We start from the raw sequence: 19,120 nt of genomic DNA, 5'->3' as shown, positions 1-19,120 counted from the left end.
AGTGACTCCGCGGCAGAAAACATCACAGGCCGGACGTTGACGCGGGGATAAGGTTAAACGCGGCGCATCAGCGCACGCGGATCCCTTCGATAATCATGCGCTGCACATTTTCGACCGTTTCATCGAAAAACTGCGGATCGCTCAGCGTCTGGCCGGTAATCGCCTCGACCTGGCTGGCGAAATCCGCATAGTGCTGCGTCGCGGCCCACAGCATAAAAAAGAGGTGCTGCGGCTGAACGCCAGCCAGACGGCCTTCGTTAATCCAGCGCTCAACAATCGCCGCCTTGTCATCCACCAGCTGTTTAAGATCGCCCGCCAGCTCGCCTTTTAGCAGCGGCGCGCCCTGCAACATTTCCAGGCAGAACAGACGCGACGCCTGCGGATGGTCGCGCGATACCTCAAGCTTGAGGCGGATATAGCGGCGAATGGCGCTGAGCGGATCCATATCGTGCTGCAGCGCGCGCAGCGGCGCCAGCCAGACGTCGAGGATCTCCTTCAGCACTGCGACGTAGAGCGTTTCTTTCGAGGGATAGTAGTAGAGCAAATTGGTTTTCGAGACGTCGGCGCGCTCGGCAACCTGATCCAGACGCGTGCCATGAATACCAAACTGAGAGAACAGCGCCAGCGCGGCATCCAGAATGGCGGCGCGTTTCGCAGCGGTGGCGCGCGAACGTCGCGTCGGTTTTTTTTCATCGGATTTCACAGCGTTACCTCATTCCTTAAGCGTAGAGGCATGATAGCAAAGCCGTTCCGGCCTGCCCAATTCAGCGACTGCACCTTTTTTGCCCAGCGTGCCTGCAAAATGTGCAGCGATTTTTGACCATCTGGTCCAGCTTTTTTGCGTCTCTTGTTTAACCCATTGTTAAAGAAAACTTTTTGTTTTGTGGCACAACCTTTGCAAATTTGTCAGCAAGCGCCGCTCTCAGGGATGAAGCAGGACGCCGCGCAGCGCGACAAACCGTTTAACTACCGGCAAAGAGGGTTTGACATGAAGATTGGCGTTTTCATTCCGATTGGTAACAACGGCTGGCTGATTTCCACCCACGCCCCGCAGTACAAACCGACTTTCGAACTGAACAAGGCAATCGTACAAAAGGCGGAGCGCTACCACTTCGACTTTGCGCTTTCGATGATCAAGCTGCGCGGCTTCGGCGGCAAAACCGAGTTCTGGGATCACAATCTGGAATCCTTCACCCTGATGGCAGGCCTGGCCGCCGTCACGTCGCGTATTGAAATCTATGCAACCGCCGCCACGCTGACGCTGCCGCCCGCCATCGTGGCGCGCATGGCGTCCACCATCGACTCCATCTCCGGCGGCCGCTTCGGCGTCAATCTGGTGACCGGCTGGCAGAAACCCGAATATGAGCAGATGGGCCTCTGGCCGGGCGATGACTACTTTAGCCGCCGCTACGACTACCTGACTGAATATGTCACCGTGCTGCGCGATCTCTGGGGCAGCGGCCAGTCCGATTTCAAAGGCGAGTTCTTCACGATGAACGACTGCCGCGTCAGTCCGCAGCCGCAGAAGCCGATGAAGGTCATCTGCGCGGGTCAAAGCGACGCGGGCATGGCGTTTTCCGCGCAGCATGCCGACTACAACTTCTGCTTTGGCAAGGGCGTCAATACGCCAGCCGCCTTCGCCCCGACCGCCGCGCGCATGAAGCAGGCGGCGGACAAGGCGGGTCGCGATGTCGGCTCCTACGTGCTGTTTATGATTATCGCCGCCGAGAGCGACGAGGCGGCGCGCGCGAAATGGGAGCACTACAAAGCTGGTGCCGACGACGAAGCGCTCGCCTGGCTAACCACGCAAAGTCAGCAGGATAAGCGTTCCGGCAGCGATACCAACGTACGGCAAATGGCCGATCCTACTTCCGCCGTCAATATCAATATGGGCACCCTGGTTGGCTCCTACGCCAGTGTGGCACGCATGCTGGACGAGGTGGCACAGGTTGAGGGCGCGCAGGGCGTGCTGCTCACCTTCGATGACTTTCTGCAGGGCATTGAGGATTTCGGCCAGCATATCCAGCCGCTGATGCAGTGCCGCCGCCAGATTAACGACAACAGAGAGGTCGCCTGATGAGTACCATTTACTGCGCCCATACCCAGACCTTGCCGCAGGTTGAACTGCCCGCTCACCCGGAAGCGATCGCCTTTCCGCCCGCGCAAAGCGCGCTGATCGTGGTGGATATGCAAAACGCCTACGCCACGCCTGGCGGCTATCTCGACCTGGCGGGTTTCGACGTCTCCGCCACCGCGCCGGTTACAGAAAAGATCGCGCAGGCCGTTGCCGCCGCGCGCGCGGCAGGCGTGCAGATTATCTGGTTCCAGAACGGCTGGGACCCGCACTATATCGAGGCGGGCGACGCCGGTTCGCCCAATTTTCATAAATCCAACGCGCTGAAAACCATGCGCAAACGGCCTGAGCTGCAGGGCACGCTGCTGGCGAAGGGTGGCTGGGATTATGCGCTGGTGGATGCCCTGCAGCCGCAGCCAGGCGACATTGTGCTGCCGAAACCGCGCTACAGCGGCTTTTTCAATACGCCGCTCGACAGCATCCTGCGCAGCCGCGGCATACGTCATCTGATTTTTACCGGCATCGCGACCAATGTCTGCGTGGAGTCGACGCTGCGCGACGGTTTTTTCCTTGAATATTTCGGCGTGGTGCTGGAAGACGCGACTTACCAGGCGGGCCCGCCCTTCGCCCAGCAGGCGGCGATTTTCAATATCGAAACCTTTTTTGGCTGGGTCACCAGCGTAGACGCCTTCTGCGAAAGCCTGCAGGGCCATAAGGAGTAACGCGATGCCGAAATCTGTCATTATTCCGCCGGGCACCGCCGCGCCGATCGCCCCTTTTGTCCCGGGCACGCTGGCTGACGGCGTGGTGTATGTCTCCGGCACCCTGCCGTTCGACAAAGAGAACAACGTCGTCCATATCGGCGACGCCGCCGCGCAGACGCGTCACGTCCTGGAAACGATTAAAAACGTAATAGAAACCGCGGGCGGCACGCTTGAAGATGTCACCTTCAACTCTATTTTCCTCACCGACTGGCGTGACTACGCCGCTATTAATCAGGTTTATGCCGACTATTTCGCTGGCGACAAACCCGCACGCTTCTGCATTCAGTGCGGCCTGGTAAAACCCGATGCGCTGGTTGAGATCGCCAGCGTAGCGCATATCGGTCAGCGGGAGGCGTGATGCATCTGGAGATAGTAGGACGTCAGGACTCAGCGGCACCGACGCTGGTGCTCGCATCGGGTTTGGGCGGCGTAGCGGCTTTCTGGCAGCCGCAGCTGGCGGCGCTAAGCGCGCGCTATCGCGTAGTGCTCTACGACCAGCGCGGCACCGGGCGCAGCGCGGAGGCGCTGCCGGTCGATTACGCCATGGCGATGATGGCGACCGAGCTGGCGGCGGCGCTGGCGCGGCGCGGCATTGCGCGCTTTGGCGTGATTGGTCATGCGCTGGGCGGTCTGGTGGGTCTGCAGCTGGCGCTGGATTACCCGGAGCAGGTGGAGCGCGTGGCGGTGATCAACGGCTGGCTGCGGCTGCATCCCCATACCCGGCGCTGCTTTCAGGTGCGGCAGGATTTGCTGCTCAAGGTCGGCACTGAGGCCTTTGCGCGCGCGCAGCCGCTGTTTCTCTATCCGGCGGAGTGGATGGCGCAGCACCAGCAGCGTCTTGCCGAGGAGGAGGCGGCGCATATCGCCCATTTTCAGGGACGCGACAACCTGCTGCGCCGTCTGGAGGCCCTGATGCGCGCCGACTTCACACCGATGGCCGCACGCATCCGGCAGCCAGTGCTGGCGATCTGCAGTCAGGATGACATGCTGGTGCCCTGGAGCTGCAGCGCGGAGCTGGTCGATGCGCTGCCCAACGCGCAGCAGATTACGATGGCCTGGGGCGGTCATGCGATGAGCGTGACCGATGCCGAAAGCTTTAATGCGCTGCTGTTGCAGTGGCTTAACCAGAGCGAGGCCGCGCCGTCGCGCGCCGCCAGCTGAGGAGACGTTGATGAGCACCCTTTCCCTTATGCCTGACGCCGTTGCGGTAGAAAAACAGGCGTTTCGCGACGCGATGGCGCGCCTTGGCGCCGCCGTCAATATCATCACCACCGATGGCCCGGCCGGTCGCGCTGGGTTCACCGCTTCGGCAGTATGCAGCGTGACCGACACGCCGCCGACGCTGCTGGTCTGCCTCAATCGTTCGGCCTCGGTATGGTCGGTATTCGACGCTAACCGCCAGCTCTGCGTCAATACCCTGGCGGCGGGTCAGGAAGCGCTGTCCAGCCTGTTTGGCGGTAAAACGCCCGTGGCGGAGCGCTTTCAGGCGGCGCAGTGGCGCCGCGGCGTGACCGGCTCGCCGATGCTCGAAGGCGCGCTGATCTCTTTCGACTGCCGCATCAGCGAAATTACCCGCGTCGGCACCCATGACGTGCTGTTTTGCGAGGTGCTGGCGCTAAGTCGCAGCGACGAAGCGCATGGGCTGGCCTGGTTCGATCGCGGCTATTGTCCGCTGCTGCGGCAGGATGCCCGCTAATCCGCCTTGCGCGGCACGATCCCTCACTTTCTGGAGATAACGATGGCAAGCTCCTGGTTTCCTCAATGGCGTAAAAAGTCGGCGCTGACGGACGGCGGACTTATCGCCCCGGATGAGACGCTGCCGTTTGGACAAACGGTCATTCTCGGGCTGCAGCATGCGGTGGCGATGTTCGGCGCGACCGTCCTGATGCCGCTGCTGATGGGCCTCGATCCCAATCTGTCGATTCTGGTGTCAGGCATCGGCACGCTGCTCTTTTTTGTGGTAACCGGCGGACGCGTGCCCAGCTACCTCGGCTCCAGCGCGGCCTTTGTCGGCGTAGTGATCGCCGTGACCGGCTTTAATGGTCAGGGACTCAATCCGCATCTCAGCATCGCGCTCGGCGGGATTATCGCCTGCGGAGCGCTCTACACGCTTATCGGTCTGGTGGTGATGAAAGTCGGCACGCGCTGGATAGAACGTCTGATGCCGCCCGTGGTCACCGGCGCCGTGGTCATGGCGATTGGGCTTAACCTCGCGCCCATCGCGGTACACAGCGTGGCGGCCTCGGACTTTGAGAGCTGGATGGCGGTGATGACGGTGCTCGCTATCGGGCTGGTGGCGGTCTTTACGCACGGCATGGTGCAGCGCCTGCTGATCCTGGTGGGGTTAATCGTCGCCTGGGCGCTTTACGCGCTGCTGACCAACGTGCTGGGGTTCGGCAAGCCGGTCGATTTTAGCGGCGTCGCGCAGGCGGCCTGGTTCGGCATGCCGCACACCACCGCGCCCGGTTTTGATATCCAGGCGATGGTAATGATTGCGCCAGTAGCGATTATTCTGGTCGCGGAGAATCTTGGCCATCTGAAGGCTGTCGCGGGCATGACCGGCCGCAATCTCGATCCCTGGATGGGCCGCGCTTTTGTCGGCGATGGCCTGGCGACGCTTATCTCTGGCTCCATCGGCGGCAGCGGCGTCACGACCTATGCGGAAAATATCGGCGTTATGGCGGTCACCAAAGTCTATTCCACGCTGGCGTTCGTCGCGGCGGCGGTGATCGCCCTGATACTCGGTTTTTCGCCGAAGTTTGGCGCGCTGATCCACGCCATCCCCGCGCCGGTGATCGGCGGCGCCTCGATTGTGGTTTTCGGCCTGATTGCGGTCGCGGGCGCGCGGATCTGGGTGCAGAACCATGTGGACTTTAGCCAGAACGGCAATCTGATTATGGTCGCCACGACGCTGGTGCTGGGCGCAGGCGATTTCTCGCTGAAGATCGGCGGCTTTACCCTGGGCGGCATCGGCACCGCCACCTTTGGCGCTATCCTGCTCAACGCGATCCTGCGCCGTCGCGGCGCGGCCCTGACGGAGCGCCCGGCGCGACAGCAAGGGTAATTATTTCAGCGGCGCGGCAGACGCCGCTTTTTTTCGTCTCAGCTTCAGCTCGCTGACGATAACGCCGCAGACGATCAGCGCGCCGCCAAGGATAGCGGCCGCAGGCAGCCTCTCCCCCGCGATGCGCCCTACTACGCCCGCCCAGACCGGCTCGCCAGCATATATCACGGTGGCGCGCGTCGGCGACACGCTGCGCTGCGCCCAGTTCATCGTCACCTGTATCAGCGCGCTGGCCGCGCCGAGGCCCAGCGCGCTCAGCAGCAGGGTCGGACTGGGCGCCGGAAGCGACTCGCCGTTCGGCACCATCAGCGCGAAGGCGCACAGCGAGGCGACCGTAAGCTGAATCAGCGTCACGCGACGCACATCGACCTGTCCGGCAAAGCGGCTTATCAGGATAATTTCGGCGGCAATCGCCAGCGTGCTGAGTAAGGTAGCAATTTCGCCCTGGTTAAGGCTGATACGGCCATCCTGCGGGCCAGCCACCAGCAGCAGCCCGAGGAAGGCCAGAAGAATGCCGCACCACGCCATTAATCCCGGCGGACGCCGCAGAAACAGCCACTGCAACAGCGGCACGACCGGCACATAGAGCGCGGTCAAAAAGGCGGACTGGCTGCTGGAGATGGTCTGCATGCCCCAGGTTTGCAGGCCGTAACCGCCCGCAATCGACAGGCCGATCAGTGCGCCAGCGACCAGTTCTCGTCGCGTGGTGCCTGCCAGCGCGCGACGAAACAGAAAGGCGAGAATGAGCGCAGCGGTGGCAAAGCGCAGGCCGACGAAAAAGAACGGCCCTGACCAGGCCATTGCGTGATGCACCACCAGGAAGGTGCCGCCCCAGATCATGGTAATAAAAATCAGCACCAGCTCTTCACGCGTTACGCGCAGGGCCAGGGTGCGGGAAACGTCCGACATATCTCACCTTCAGCGATTCAATGGGCGCCATTGTGCGCAGGTCGAGACGGGAATGCAATGCATCAGAAAAACCGCAAATTTCGCGATCTCGCCGCAGGGCTGGAAAGCTCTTCTATACTTCTGCTTAGGTTTTCACATCCTATGGAGAGCGCAATGGCCAGAATTCTGGTGCTTTATTACTCAATGTATGGACATATCGAAACCATGGCGAATGCGGTTGCGGAAGGCGCGCGCCGCGTCCCGGGCGTTGACGTCGATATCCGGCGCGTGCCGGAAACAATGGATGCGGAGCGTTTCGCCCAGGTCGGCGGAAAAACCGATCAGGCGGCGCCGGAAGCGACGCCCGAGATATTGCCGCAGTATGACGCCATTCTGATCGGCACGCCGACGCGTTTCGGCAATATGTCCGGTCAGATGCGCACCTTCTGGGATCGCACCGGTGGCTTATGGGCCTCCGGCGCGCTGCACGGCAAGGTCGCCAGCGTCTTCACATCAACCGGAACCGGCGGCGGCCAGGAGCAGACCATTACCTCGGTCTGGACCACGCTGGCGCATCACGGCATGGTGATTGTTCCGATTGGTTACGGTACGAAAGAGCTGTTTGATATCTCGCAGGTTCGTGGCGGCACCCCTTACGGCGCTACCACCCTGGCGGGAGGCGACGGTTCGCGCCAGCCCACGGAAGAGGAACTGAACATCGCCCGCTATCAGGGCGAGCATGTTGCCGGGCTGACGGTAAAACTCAAAGGGTAAGTTCACTCAGGAGAAGATTATGTCAAACGATCAAGCGAAAGCACACCACGTGGGCGAATGGGCCACGCTGCGTCACACCTCCCCGGAAATCGCGGAAGCCATATTTGAAGTGGCCAACTATGACGAAAAGCTGGCCGAAGAGATCTGGCGTCAGCAAGGCAATGATGACGTGCTGTTTCGCGCCTTTGACAAGACGGACGCCGACGTCCTGACATGGGACGACACGCCGGTAGAGCGTAAAAATATCTGATTGCGAGGCGGGATTTCCCGCCTCACCTTTTTTTACTGACCAAGGAGAATCTATGTCTTCCTATCAGAGCATTAACCCCGCAAATAATCAGCTGCTGAAAAGCTGGCCGTCTCACGACGCCGCAGCGGTAAGCCAGGCGCTGGAGACCGCCGATCGTCTGTTCCACTCTTCATGGAGCAAAGGCGATATGGAGCCGCGTCTGCAGGTGCTGGCGAAGCTGGCCGATCTGATTGAAAGCCGGGTTGACGAGCTGGCCGCTATCGCCAGCAAGGAGATGGGCAAGCTGATTGGTCAGAGCCGCGGAGAAGTAAAAATTTGCGCGCAGATCGCGCGTTATTACGCCGAACACGCGGCGGAGATTCTGAAACCACAGCCCTACCCCAGCGAGCTGGGCGAGGCCTGGGTAGAGTACCATCCGATTGGCGTACTGGTCGCCGTCGAGCCGTGGAACTTTCCTTACTATCAGCTGATGCGCGTGCTGGCACCTAACCTTGCGCTGGGCAATCCGGTGCTGGCGAAGCACGCGAATATCGTGCCGCACTGCGCCGACGTGTTTGACAAGCTGGTTAAAGAGGCGGGCGCGCCGGAAGGCGCCTGGACGAACCTGTTTATCGACAGCGACCAGGTGGCAGAGCTGATCGCCGACGACCGCGTGCAGGGCGTCGCGCTGACGGGATCAGAACGCGCTGGCAGCGCCGTGGCGCAGCAGGCGGGCAAATATCTGAAGAAATCGACGCTGGAACTGGGCGGCAACGACGTCTTTGTGGTACTTGACGACGCCGATATCGACGAGGCGGTGCGTCAGGGCGCGCAGGCTCGTCTCAGCAACTGTGGCCAGGTCTGTACCGCCGCCAAGCGTTTTATTCTGCATGAAAAGATTGCCAGCGCCTTTATTGATAAATTCAGCGCAGCGCTGAAAGCGGCCCGCCTGGGCGATCCGCTGGACGAGCAGACCACGCTCGGCCCGCTCTCTTCAAAAGATGCGCGCGATCGCCTGACGAAACAGGTCGACGAAGCGGTGCAGAACGGCGCGACACTGCTGATCGGCGGCAAAGCGGTCGAGGGCGTCGGCTGTTACTTCCAGCCGACTATCCTGACCGATATCAGGCCGGACAATCCCGCTTACTATCAGGAGTTTTTTGGACCAGTGGCGCAGATTTACGTGGTGGGCGACGATAACGCCGCCGTTGCGCTGGCTAACGACTCTCATTACGGGCTGGGCGGCTCTGTCTGGACGCGCGACACTACGCGCGGCCGTCGCGTCGCCTCAGCGATTGAAACCGGCATGGTGTTTATCAATTCGCAAAGCGATACCGCGGCTGAACTGCCGTTTGGCGGCGTTAAGCGCTCCGGCTATGGCCGCGAGTTGTCAGATCTCGGCCTTAAAGAGTTCGCCAACCAGAAGCTGGTGATGATTGCAGGTTAATCTGCTCCGCCCATAAAAAAACCCCGCCGCGGCGGGGTTTTTCACATCTGTAGGTTTTACTGCGTGACGGTCTGTTTCGTGTCGCTGTTCTGAGCGGACTCAACGGGCTTTTGAGCAGGCGCGTCGGCAGGCTTATCGGCGGCGCTGCCCTTGTCTGCTGCCGCTTTTTCAGCTGCGGCTTTCTCGGCGGCTGCTTTTTGCGCAGCGGCGCGCTCTGCCTTCGCTTTCTCCTCAGCGGCTTTCGCCTTCTCTTCTGCCGCTTTCGCTTCAGCCGCTTTCTGCGCGGCAGCTTTTTCCGCTGCGGCCTTTTCTGCTGCGGCTTTGTCAGCAGCGGCTTTATCGGCGGCAGCTTTATCGGCGGCAGCTTTATCTGCAGCTGGCTTACTGTCCGCCGGCTTGTCGGCGTCGCTATTGCCTGCGGCCGCAGCCGCTGCCGCTGGCTGCGGCTGCGCGGCTGGCTCCATCGGCGTACCCTGCAGCGCGCCGTTCAGCGCCTGAGTAAATTGCTCCCAGCTACAGTAGCCGTTGCCGTCCGTCGGGCAGCCTTCCAGCTGCAGCGTTACGCGCTTCGGCGGATTTTTCAGGTTGAGCATCTCGCCGTCGCGCAGCTGATCGGCGGTCTGATAGACATACTCCAGCTTGAGCAGATCTTTGTTGTTTTTCGCATCGTGCCAGCGTTCAAACACGACCTGGCCGCCGATTGGCGTATTTTCCCAGGTACCCGGCAGTTCATAAGGCTTGACCTGCAGCGCACTCAGCAGCGAGGCGATGTTAGAGTCGTGCCCCACCATCAGGGTGATTTTCGGCGCGTTGGCTTTGTCCTGATCCACCAGCTGGCTGCGGATGTAATCTACCAGCGGCGCGGCGACTTCGCGCGCGACGTCCGGGCTGGTGAACAGGGCATCCTGATAGCCATTTTTAATGGCGGAGAGCGATTTCCACTGCTCTGGCGTCTTGATCTGGCCCCAGGCGATCTGCTCAAGCGGGAAGCCTTCATAATATTGCAGCGTAAAGGCATCCATTAAGGCGTTGCCCACTTTCAGCGGACCGCTTACGTTCGGCTCTTTGCCGTTTTCCGCGCTGAACACGTTATCGCCGCTGCTCAGATCGCACTGTTTTTTGTTGTTGCAGGCTGGCGCGGATTTGTAATCAACGATTTTATCCAGCTGCTGCAGCGCAGGCTTCAGCGCCAGCTTCTCGTTTTCTGCCGTCATCGCCGCCAGCGCTTTTTTGTTAAAGGCTTCGCTGTCGTCGGTAATGACTGGATTGAACACCGGATCCATCGTGCCCATCGCATCCTGATGGGTCACAGCAATATCACAGCCCGGAAAAGCGCCGTTGACAAAGAACTGAGCCGTTGCGACGGTGCGCTGCAGACTGTTGGCATAGACAAAAACGTTGCTGCTGTCGGGGCAGCTGCCGTTTTGCACCAGGCCCTGCTGCGCCAGCCACTGACGCGTGTAGTTGCCCATATAGACTTCAAGCACGCCACCTTTGGTGGTGAGTTGTCCGCCAGGAACGCTCCACTGCGGCCAGCTTTTCTTCGTCGACTGTTCCAGCTCGCTGCCGTTATCGGCCAGCGGCGCGCGCAGGTTGTGACGGCTAAACATCAGTACCTGTTGCAGCTGCATGTCGCCATCAGCGGCCTGGGCCGCCATGCCGATCGGCAGTGCGGCAAGTACCGACAGTGCGCAAAGACTCAGTTTCTTGATCATTGTGCCTATTCCATTTGTTCAGTAGAGAAACACTCTGGCTATCAACCAATTAGCTCTGTTCAGAGCATAGCGACCCACAGTGTAACCTAACCAGGCCGCGAAAAGCGCCCGATGTTTGCAAAAACCGTGTGTGGACTATAGCAGAGTTGACCAAAAGCGGCCTGAGAAGAGCGGAACGCGTAAAAAGCGAAGAGGCAGAAATGCGAAAGGCCAGCACATTGTGCTGGCCTTTCTGGTGTGGCGGAGGAAGAGAGATTCGAACTCTCGGATGGTTTCCCATCGGCGGTTTTCAAGACCGCTGCCTTAAGCCACTCGGCCATCCCTCCGGATTGATGCTTTACGCATCGGCAAAACGACATTGTCGCATCGCCTGTTCCTGACTGAGCAGGAAAGTGGCGGAGGAGGAGAGATTCGAACTCTCGGATGGTTTCCCATCGGCGGTTTTCAAGACCGCTGCCTTAAGCCGCTCGGCCACCCCTCCGCAATGAGGCGCACTATAAACATCCCCCCGAAGGATGTAAAGCCTGTGCGAATTCATTCGCCTGAAAAACAGCCAAAACGGTGTTATTCGTTGGCGAAATCACCATTCCGCTCAGAGAAACAGCGATTTATCGCGTAAAGAAGGGTAAAACGCCTTTCCCGTTTTGTGGCCGCTGCGTATTCTCAGCGCAAACGTCGTGTTCTGATAAAGGAGCGCATTATGGACAGACTTATTGCTTCGTCCTCGCGGACATCCCTGCTTAGCACCCACAAAGTGCTGCGCAATACCTATTTTCTGCTCGGCCTGACGCTGGCGTTTTCCGCCGTGACCGCCACCGCCAGCACCGTGCTGGGCCTGCCCGGTCCGGGTCTGATTTTAATGCTGGTCGGGTTCTACGGCCTGATGTTCCTTACCCACAAACTGGCTGACAGCCCGATGGGCATCCTGGCGGCCTTCGCTTTCACCGGTTTTCTCGGCTACTGCCTTGGCCCGATCCTGAGCACATTTTTAGCCGCAGGCATGGCTGACGTGATTGCGCTGGCGTTAGGCGGCACCGCGCTGGTTTTCTTCTGCTGCTCGGCCTATGTGCTGACCACGCGCCGCGATATGTCCTTCCTCGGCGGCATGATGATGGCGGGCTTTGTCGTGCTGCTGGTGGCGGTTATCGCTAACCTGTTCCTGCAGCTGCCTGCGCTGCACATGGCGATTAGCGCGCTGTTTATTCTCTTTTCAGCCGGCGCGATCCTGTGGGAAACCAGCAATATCATTCATGGCGGCGAAACTAACTATATTCGCGCCACCGTCAGCCTTTACGTCTCGCTCTACAATATCTTTGTCAGCCTGCTGAGCCTGTTAGGCTTTGCGCGCAACGATTAATGACGCGCTGAGACGCAGATAGCCTGACTGGCATCCCTACCCCGCTTCGGCGGGGTTTTGCTTTTTCTGGCGGCGCAATTTGCTAGAATGCCGCCGTATCAGGCAGTAAGGAGCACATGTGGAATTTAACGGTAAAACCATCGACGTCGACGGCGAAGGCTATTTAAAACATCGCGATGACTGGAGCGAGGCGCTTGCTGAGCAGATCGCCCAAAATGAGGGCATCGCTCTGAGCGACGCGCACTGGGAAGTGGTGCGTTTCGTACGCGCCTTCTATCTGGAGTACAACACCTCGCCTGCCATTCGTATGCTGGTAAAAGCAATGGCGCAAAAGTATGGCGAAGAGAAAGGCAACAGCCGCTACCTCTTTCGTCTCTTCCCGGACGGCCCGGCGAAACAGGCGACTAAAATCGCCGGCCTGCCTAAACCGGCGAAGTGTCTCTGATCAACCGGTCGTAAAACGGCGCGGCGGCTCCGCAGGCTGATGCGGCTCCATCAGGACGCGATCGACGCGGGCGCCGCGTGGCCCGCCCGCTTTCAGCCACGCGATGAGCGCGTCGACCTTTTCCGACTCGCCCCAGGCCAGTACCTCGACGCTGCCGTCATCAAGGTTACGGGCGTAACCCAGCACACCAAGCTGCGACGCCTGCGCCTGAGTGCCGTAGCGAAACCCCACGCCCTGCACCCTGCCATGCACCCAGATTTTATAACAGGCTGTTGTCATCACTCTCTCCTGCCGCTGTGCGTTGCAATTTCCCGTTATCCGCCGGACAATGGCGCCTCATTTTTTCAGGTAAGCATAGCAAACTATGACCGTTCGATTGATTCTCGCTAAGGGACGTGAAAAATCCCTGCTCCGCCGCCATCCGTGGGTGTTTTCCGGTGCCGTCGCGCGCCTTGAAGGTAAAGCGCAACTGGGGGAAACCCTTGACGTCTGTGACCATAACGGCAAATTTCTTGCGCGCGCGGCTTATTCGCCGCAGTCGCAAATTCGCGCCCGCGTCTGGAGCTGGCAACAGGATGAATCGATTGATATCGCCTTCTTCGTGCGCCGTTTCGAACAGGCGCGGCAGTGGCGCGACTGGCTGGCGCAAAAAGACGGGCTAGACAGCTACCGTCTGATCGCTGGCGAGTCTGACGGTTTGCCCGGCGTCACCATCGATCGCTTCGGCAACTTCCTGGTACTGCAGCTGCTCTCTGCAGGCGCGGAATATCAGCGTCCCGCGATTCTCTCCGCGCTGCAGCACTGCTTTCCGCAATGCGCTATTTATGACCGTTCCGATGTGGCGGTGCGTAAAAAAGAGGGGCTGGAGCTGACGCAGGGGCCGGTCACCGGTGAAATCCCGCCGCCGCTGCTGCCGATTACCGAACACGGCATGAAGCTGCTGGTCGATATTCAGGGCGGCCATAAAACCGGCTACTACCTCGATCAGCGCGACAGCCGTCTGGCGACGCGCCGCTATGCGCAGGATGCGCGCGTGCTTAACTGCTTCTCCTATACCGGCGGGTTTGCCGTCTCGGCGCTGATGGGCGGCTGCCGCGAAGTGATCAGCGTGGATACGTCGCAGGAAGCGCTCGACGTGGCGCGCCAGAATGTCGAACTTAACGAGCTGGACGTCTCGCGCGCGCATTTCCTGCGCGACGACGTATTCAAGCTGCTGCGCCGCTACCGCGACGCCGGAGAGAAGTTCGATCTGATCGTGATGGATCCGCCGAAATTCGTCGAAAACAAAAATCAGCTGGCGGGCGCCTGCCGCGGTTATAAAGATATCAATATGCTGGCGATGCAGCTGCTTAATCCCGGCGGCATTCTGATGACCTTCTCCTGTTCTGGGCTGATGGCGACCGACCTGTTCCAGAAAATCGTGGCCGACGCCGCGCTGGATGCGGGCCGCGAAGCGCAGTTTATCGAGCAGTTCCGCCAGGCGGCCGATCATCCGGTCATCGCCAGCTATCCTGAGGGTCTCTACCTGAAAGGTTTTGCATGTCGTGTGGTGTGACTTGAAAAAGTGCCTTCTGACGCCATATTGATCAGGAGGCAGTTTTTCTGGAGGTCACTATGATTGCCACTAAGTTTGGTATTGGTCAGCAGGTTCGGCATCGTCTTTCAGGCGTGCTGGGCGTAATAGTGGATGTCGATCCCGAATATTCGCTGGATACGCCGAAGCTGGACGAGGTCGGCGCGACTGAAACGCTGCGCCGCGCGCCCTGGTATCATGTGGTGATGGAAGATGAAGAAGGCGATCAGGTGCACACCTATATCGCAGAGATTCAGCTTTCCGGCGAAACCAGTTCGGAGCATCCGGAACAGCCGGAGATGGACGAACTGGCCGCATCGATCCGCCAGCAGCTGCAGGCGCCGCGCCTGCGGCATTGATCGCAGGCGGCAACAAGACGCCGCCTGTAAGTTTTATTGCTTTTGTCGCGTCACGCCCAGCCGCGGAATTTCTATTTTAGGACAGCGATCCATAATAACGGTCAGACCGGCATCCTGCGCCAGCACGGCGGCCTGCTCGTTGATGACGCCCAGCTGCAGCCAGAGCGTATCTGCGCCCGCAGCGATCGCTTCCTGCGCCACGCCCCACGCCGCTTCTGAATTGCGAAACACATCCACCATGTCGATTTTGCCCGGCACCTCTTCCAGCTTCGCATAAGCTTTCTGCCCCAGCAGCGTTTGACCGGCAAGTTTTGGACTGACCGGAATGACCTCGTATCCCTGATCCAGCAGATATTTCATCACGCCATAACTCGGTCGATCGGGACGATCGCTGGCGCCTACCAGCGCAATACGCTGTGTGCGCGTTAACACCTCGCGAATAGTTTGATCGTTCATCTTTTTCTCCTCATTTCAGAGCATTAAATGTAGTGGCGCCTTTTCCTGCCGCTTCTTTCCAGACAGCAATATTTTGCACTGGCGCACAAAAATATATGTTCAAATGTAAATTTACTGCCATAATGTAAGAATTTGCTACACACAAAACTTTGCGCCCTATTCTGGAGTCTACATGAAACTCTCTCTGGTCGTGACGGGGTTGACTGTTCTCCTCGTCTCGGCAACCTGTCAGGCCATCACGCTGAAGCTTGATCCGCAGATTGATCTGCTGGTGCTGGACGGGCGCAAAATTTCCGGCTCGCTGCTCAAAGGTGCCGATAGTCTTGAGCTGGAGCGCGGCCAGCACCAGTTTCTGTTTCGAGTCGAGCAGCTGCGCGACGCCCATAAAGATGCCTCGCTGCGCTATCAGTCAGCGCCCATGATCGTGACCTTTAACGCGCAGGTGAAAACCATCACTATCCGTCTGCCTGCGCTGGAGACTCGCCGCGAGCGTCACTATTTCGATCGCACGCTCAATTTCCAGCTGGTAGACGAACATGGACAGGCGATCGATATCAGGCGCGATCGCCTGCCGCTTTCCGCTGAAAGCGATATGGAAAAAGCGATGATGCTTTACAACCGTAACGGCCAGGTCGCCTCCGTTCCCCAGTTTGCAGCCGTACGCGACGGCGCATCAGCCACCCCACCCGTCGAGGCTGAATTCGTCTGGGTCGATGAGGCGCAGTCGCCGACGATTAAGGAGTGGTTTCATCGCTTTGATCAAGCCACCCGTCAGCAATTTATGTCGCTGGTCAAATTGTTAAGGACAAGTTGATAGGCGGGAAAGGCACAGGGTAAACTCGTGCGACTCTCTTCTCGGCACGCGATTTTACCAGGACGCCTTTATGGAACAGACCACACGTACGCTTGGCCCCAGCAAACATATCGCGCTCGTTGCGCACGATCACTGCAAGGCTTCCCTGCTTGACTGGGTGAAACAAAACCAGCCCACGCTGGAATCTCACACCCTTTACGCCACCGGCACCACCGGCAATCTGATTAATCGCCATACCGGATTAAACGTGAACGCGATGCTGAGCGGCCCGATGGGCGGCGATCAGCAGGTTGGCGCGCTGATTGCGGAAGGAAAAATCGATGTGCTGATCTTCTTCTGGGATCCGCTGAATGCGGTGCCGCATGACCCCGATGTCAAAGCGCTGCTGCGTCTCGCGACCGTCTGGAATATCCCTGTCGCCACCAACCTCGCGACGGCTAACTTTATTATTCAGTCGCCGCTGTTTGCGCAGTCAGTAGAGATCGCCATTCCAGACTATGAGCGTTACCTGCAGGCGCGCCTTAACTGATCAGGCTTTACGCAGCAGCGGCACGCCGAGCTGACGAAACTGCTCGACAAAGCGTGACGGCTGCTCGCGGTCGTAGAGCAACCACACCTGCTGACGCGCGCGCGTTAACGCGACATAAGCCAGACGCCGCTCCTCCGCATCCGGGAAATCTTCCGGCTGCGGCAATAATCCCTGCTCTATCACCGATTCACGCGCCGCAGCGGGAAACCCCTCTTTGCCCGCCTGTAGACCCAGCAGGATAACAAAATCGGCCTGCTGTCCCTTACTGGCGTGGATAGTCATAAAGTCGAGGTTGAGCTTCGGCCAGCGGGTTTTGGCTTTATCCAGCACTTCCGGACGCAGATGGTGATAACGCGCCAGCAGCAACACGCGTTCATCGGGTTTGGCGTATCCGCTCAGCTTGTTCAGCAGCGGCTCCAGCTGCTCCTGCGGCAACAGGCCTGTGGCCTTTTTAGTGCCCTTCGTCAGGCTGTTGAGCGGCTTACGCAACTGATGTGGATTCTGCTGGACGAACCGGTTCGCGATATCGCCGATGCGATCGTTGAAGCGATAGGTCGTATCCAGCACGCAGCGATCCCCCTCGCCGAAATAGTGATGAAAGGCGGTGGTCAGCGTCATCTCCGCGCCGGTGAAGCGATAGATTGCCTGCCAGTCATCACCCACGGCGAACAAAGTGGTGCGCTTGTTCTGCTGGCGCAGCGCCGCAAGCAAAGCGGCGCGCTGCGGCGAGATATCCTGAAATTCATCCACCAGGATATGCTTCCACGGGCTGATAAAACGCCCTTTATTCAGGATCGCGATCGCCTGATGAATCAGCCCGGAAAAATCTACCGCGCCCTCCTCTTTCAGCGCGCTCTTCCAGGCTTTCAGCAGTGGCGCCATCAGCTTCACTCGCTTGCTGAACAGTTCGCGCACTTCGTCTGGCGCCTCGGCGATCATGGCCGCCTGCGCGCCGCCGTGCATACGCATCAGCCCCAGCCAGCGTTCAAGGCGCGACGCCAGCCGTTTCGCCAGCCGATCGTCCTGCCAGAAATCGCCTTCGGGCAGCTCCCACTCCAGCTCGTCGCGCAGCCACTGACGCCAGCCGTTTGCCTGCGCTTTTTTCTCGTGGCACTGCTGACGCCAGATGTCGATAAGCAGCGCGTGACGCGCCGCAGTATCGCTCTCCAGCTTGCTAATCGTCGGCTGCTTATTGCTGCCTTCGCGGATGATATGCAGCGCCAGCGCGTGGAAGGTGCGTGCCTGAATGTCGGCGACGCCCAGCCGGGAACGGATGCGGTCGTTCATCTCTTCCGCCGCCTGACGGCCGAACGCCAGCAGCAGGATCTGATCGGGTGCGGCCAGTTTTCGCCGCAGCAGCCAGCCCGCCCGCGCCACCAGCACCGACGTTTTGCCGCTGCCTGCGCCCGCCAGCACCAGCACCGCGTCTTCGCCGTTAACCACGGCTTCGCTCTGCGACGCGTTGAGCGGCGACGTTTCCACCGTGGCGAAAAAGTCGTGATGCTCCTGCAGCATACGCGCCGTCCAGTCGCGGTTGCGCTGGCGCAGCGCCGTTTCGCCCTGCCCAAGCCAGCGCTGGCAATCAAGGTAGAGCGTGCGGCAGTCGCTAAACTCCTCCAGGCGCGCCAGCGGCAGCGGCAGCGCGGCGAACTGTTTTTCAATGGTGGCGCGCAGCGCCTGTAGCTCGCCGCGCTTGAGCCAGCGATCCTGCGCGCCGAAGCGGTCGATCTCCTGCTTTAGCTCGCTTAAAACGGCGGCGCAAATAGCGCTCATCTCTGCGCTCCACGTCTGCCAGGCCTGCAGCAGATAGTGATAAAAGCGCTGAGTCTCCTGCCATTCGGTGCCGTGCAGCCGCACGACCTTATCGTCAGGCAGTAAAAACTCCAGTTCGCCCCAGACCATGCCGCGCTTGCAGCTGATATTCAGCAGTTCGTTAAAAGGGATCAGGTATTCGTGCCGGTCACCGCTTACTTCCACCCCAGCCGCCAGCAGGCGAACCCGGTTATAGGGATGCTGGGCAAGCCGTTTGCCCATCGATGTCGCTTTGAGTTCCATGTCCACACCGTCGAACCTGAAAAAAGAATATCGGGAGTTTACCTGTCAGACTCTTGGCGCTCCAGCCTTAAAACAGGCTAAACTTGGCGGCACATCTTGCGGAAAGCAAAAGGAAAAGAACGCCATGCGCACAGTGTTGAACATTCTTAATTTTATTCTCGGCGGGTTTATCACCACCCTTTGCTGGCTGTTCGCCACGCTGGTGAGTATCGTCCTGATCTTTACCCTTCCGCTGACGCGCTCCTGCTGGGAAATTACCAAACTCTCCCTAGTACCTTACGGCAACGAGGCGGTGCATGTGGATGTGCTGCGCCCGGAGAGTAAAAGCGCGCTGCTGAATACCGGCGGCACCTTTCTCAATATTTTCTGGCTGATCTTTTTCGGCTGGTGGCTCTGTCTGACGCATATCTCCACCGGCATCGTCCAGTGCATCAGCATCATTGGCATTCCGGTGGGTCTCGCTAATTTCAAGATCGCCGCCATTGCCCTCTGGCCGGTCGGCCGCCGCGTGGTATCGGTGGAAGAAGCCCGGGTCGCACGCGAAGCCAGCGCCCGTCGTCGCTACTGAGGTCGCAAC

General features: G+C 59.5%; 22 protein-coding genes and 2 tRNA genes. 16 read left to right on the top strand and 8 right to left on the bottom strand.

Features of this window, described 5'->3' with window-relative positions; genetic code table 11:
* Positions 1-67 precede the first annotated feature (67 nt).
* Complete coding sequence (rutR, locus tag D7S44_RS03055) at positions 68-703, bottom strand: HTH-type transcriptional regulator RutR (RefSeq protein WP_120451924.1); 636 nt, start codon at positions 701-703, stop codon at positions 68-70.
* 285 nt (positions 704-988) lie between these two features.
* Between rutR and rutA the strand changes: the two genes are divergently transcribed.
* From rutA to rutG, 6 genes are read left to right on the top strand one after another with little or no spacing between them, the layout of a single operon-like run.
* Positions 989-2,077 carry a pyrimidine utilization protein A gene (gene rutA, locus D7S44_RS03050; RefSeq protein WP_120452854.1) on the top strand — a complete coding sequence of 363 codons (1,089 nt, stop codon included), beginning with the start codon at positions 989-991 and terminating at the stop codon, positions 2,075-2,077.
* Complete coding sequence (rutB, locus tag D7S44_RS03045) at positions 2,077-2,796, top strand: pyrimidine utilization protein B (protein WP_120451922.1); 720 nt, start codon at positions 2,077-2,079, stop codon at positions 2,794-2,796. Before rutA ends, rutB begins: the two co-directional genes overlap by 1 nt.
* A 4-nt stretch (positions 2,797-2,800) precedes the next feature.
* A complete protein-coding gene (rutC, locus tag D7S44_RS03040) occupies positions 2,801-3,196 on the top strand; it encodes a pyrimidine utilization protein C (protein ID WP_120451920.1) in 396 nt (131 codons plus the stop codon).
* Complete coding sequence (gene rutD, locus D7S44_RS03035) at positions 3,196-3,999, top strand: pyrimidine utilization protein D (RefSeq protein ID WP_120451918.1); 804 nt, start codon at positions 3,196-3,198, stop codon at positions 3,997-3,999. Before rutC ends, rutD begins: the two co-directional genes overlap by 1 nt.
* Before the next feature lie 10 nt (positions 4,000-4,009).
* Positions 4,010-4,534 (top strand): NADH-dependent FMN reductase RutF, encoded by a 525-nt coding sequence (gene rutF, locus D7S44_RS03030; protein ID WP_120451916.1) that lies wholly within the window; start codon positions 4,010-4,012, stop codon positions 4,532-4,534.
* A gap of 42 nt (positions 4,535-4,576) precedes the next feature.
* Positions 4,577-5,902 carry a pyrimidine utilization transport protein G gene (gene rutG / locus D7S44_RS03025; RefSeq protein ID WP_120451914.1) on the top strand — a complete coding sequence of 442 codons (1,326 nt, stop codon included), beginning with the start codon at positions 4,577-4,579 and terminating at the stop codon, positions 5,900-5,902.
* Here the strand turns inward: rutG and D7S44_RS03020 are convergent, their stop codons facing one another.
* Positions 5,903-6,811 (bottom strand): DMT family transporter, encoded by a 909-nt coding sequence (locus D7S44_RS03020; RefSeq protein WP_120451912.1) that lies wholly within the window; start codon positions 6,809-6,811, stop codon positions 5,903-5,905. It lies immediately after the preceding gene.
* A gap of 153 nt (positions 6,812-6,964) precedes the next feature.
* On the opposite strand from D7S44_RS03020, the gene wrbA reads away from it, so the two are divergent.
* From wrbA to D7S44_RS03005, 3 genes are read left to right on the top strand one after another with little or no spacing between them, the layout of a single operon-like run.
* Positions 6,965-7,564: an NAD(P)H:quinone oxidoreductase gene (wrbA, locus tag D7S44_RS03015; protein WP_120451911.1), complete on the top strand. Its 600-nt coding sequence runs from the start codon at positions 6,965-6,967 to the stop codon at positions 7,562-7,564.
* Positions 7,565-7,583: 19 nt separating this feature from the next.
* Positions 7,584-7,814 (top strand): YccJ family protein, encoded by a 231-nt coding sequence (locus D7S44_RS03010; protein WP_120451909.1) that lies wholly within the window; start codon positions 7,584-7,586, stop codon positions 7,812-7,814.
* Between the two features lie 52 nt (positions 7,815-7,866).
* Positions 7,867-9,240, top strand: coding sequence for an NAD-dependent succinate-semialdehyde dehydrogenase (locus D7S44_RS03005; protein ID WP_120451906.1), 1,374 nt, complete (start codon positions 7,867-7,869; stop codon positions 9,238-9,240).
* Positions 9,241-9,296: 56 nt separating this feature from the next.
* Here D7S44_RS03005 and agp read toward each other — a convergent pair whose 3' ends face one another.
* From agp to D7S44_RS02990, 3 genes are all read right to left on the bottom strand, one after another.
* Positions 9,297-10,955: a bifunctional glucose-1-phosphatase/inositol phosphatase gene (gene agp / locus D7S44_RS03000; protein ID WP_120451904.1), complete on the bottom strand. Its 1,659-nt coding sequence runs from the start codon at positions 10,953-10,955 to the stop codon at positions 9,297-9,299.
* 238 nt (positions 10,956-11,193) lie between these two features.
* Positions 11,194-11,281: transfer RNA gene (locus D7S44_RS02995), tRNA-Ser, on the bottom strand.
* A gap of 67 nt (positions 11,282-11,348) precedes the next feature.
* Positions 11,349-11,436, bottom strand: a tRNA-Ser gene (locus D7S44_RS02990).
* 219 nt (positions 11,437-11,655) lie between these two features.
* On the opposite strand from D7S44_RS02990, the gene yccA reads away from it, so the two are divergent.
* On the top strand, positions 11,656-12,312 hold the full coding sequence (gene yccA, locus D7S44_RS02985) for an FtsH protease modulator YccA (protein WP_120451902.1): 657 nt from the start codon (positions 11,656-11,658) through the stop codon (positions 12,310-12,312).
* A gap of 118 nt (positions 12,313-12,430) precedes the next feature.
* Entirely contained in the window at positions 12,431-12,757 is a 327-nt protein-coding gene (gene tusE / locus D7S44_RS02980) for a sulfurtransferase TusE (protein ID WP_120451900.1), read from the top strand.
* On the opposite strand, the gene yccX is transcribed toward tusE, so the two are convergent.
* Positions 12,758-13,036: an acylphosphatase gene (gene yccX, locus D7S44_RS02975; RefSeq protein WP_120451898.1), complete on the bottom strand. Its 279-nt coding sequence runs from the start codon at positions 13,034-13,036 to the stop codon at positions 12,758-12,760.
* An 85-nt stretch (positions 13,037-13,121) separates the two neighbouring features.
* Here yccX and rlmI point away from each other — a divergent pair, with 85 nt between their 5' ends.
* Both rlmI and hspQ read left to right on the top strand, forming a co-directional pair.
* Positions 13,122-14,312, top strand: coding sequence for a 23S rRNA (cytosine(1962)-C(5))-methyltransferase RlmI (gene rlmI, locus D7S44_RS02970; protein ID WP_120451896.1), 1,191 nt, complete (start codon positions 13,122-13,124; stop codon positions 14,310-14,312).
* Between the two features lie 59 nt (positions 14,313-14,371).
* Positions 14,372-14,689: a heat shock protein HspQ gene (gene hspQ, locus D7S44_RS02965; RefSeq protein WP_033751160.1), complete on the top strand. Its 318-nt coding sequence runs from the start codon at positions 14,372-14,374 to the stop codon at positions 14,687-14,689.
* 33 nt (positions 14,690-14,722) lie between these two features.
* On the opposite strand, the gene D7S44_RS02960 is transcribed toward hspQ, so the two are convergent.
* On the bottom strand, positions 14,723-15,145 hold the full coding sequence (locus D7S44_RS02960) for a CoA-binding protein (protein WP_120451894.1): 423 nt from the start codon (positions 15,143-15,145) through the stop codon (positions 14,723-14,725).
* A 172-nt stretch (positions 15,146-15,317) separates the two neighbouring features.
* Between D7S44_RS02960 and D7S44_RS02955 the strand changes: the two genes are divergently transcribed.
* A complete protein-coding gene (locus D7S44_RS02955; protein ID WP_120451892.1) occupies positions 15,318-15,959 on the top strand; it encodes a DUF2057 family protein in 642 nt (213 codons plus the stop codon).
* A 70-nt stretch (positions 15,960-16,029) separates the two neighbouring features.
* On the top strand, positions 16,030-16,488 hold the full coding sequence (gene mgsA / locus D7S44_RS02950; RefSeq protein ID WP_120451890.1) for a methylglyoxal synthase: 459 nt from the start codon (positions 16,030-16,032) through the stop codon (positions 16,486-16,488).
* On the opposite strand, the gene helD is transcribed toward mgsA, so the two are convergent.
* Positions 16,489-18,543 (bottom strand): DNA helicase IV, encoded by a 2,055-nt coding sequence (gene helD, locus D7S44_RS02945; protein ID WP_120451888.1) that lies wholly within the window; start codon positions 18,541-18,543, stop codon positions 16,489-16,491.
* 124 nt (positions 18,544-18,667) lie between these two features.
* On the opposite strand from helD, the gene D7S44_RS02940 reads away from it, so the two are divergent.
* A complete protein-coding gene (locus tag D7S44_RS02940; RefSeq protein WP_120451886.1) occupies positions 18,668-19,111 on the top strand; it encodes a YccF domain-containing protein in 444 nt (147 codons plus the stop codon).
* Positions 19,112-19,120: the final 9 nt, after the last annotated feature.

The sequence above is a fragment of the Pantoea piersonii genome (assembly GCF_003612015.1).
Classification (GTDB): domain Bacteria; phylum Pseudomonadota; class Gammaproteobacteria; order Enterobacterales; family Enterobacteriaceae; genus Pantoea; species Pantoea piersonii.
The sequence above is the reverse complement of the archived record's forward strand: the minus strand, read 5'-3'. Positions and strand labels throughout refer to the sequence as shown.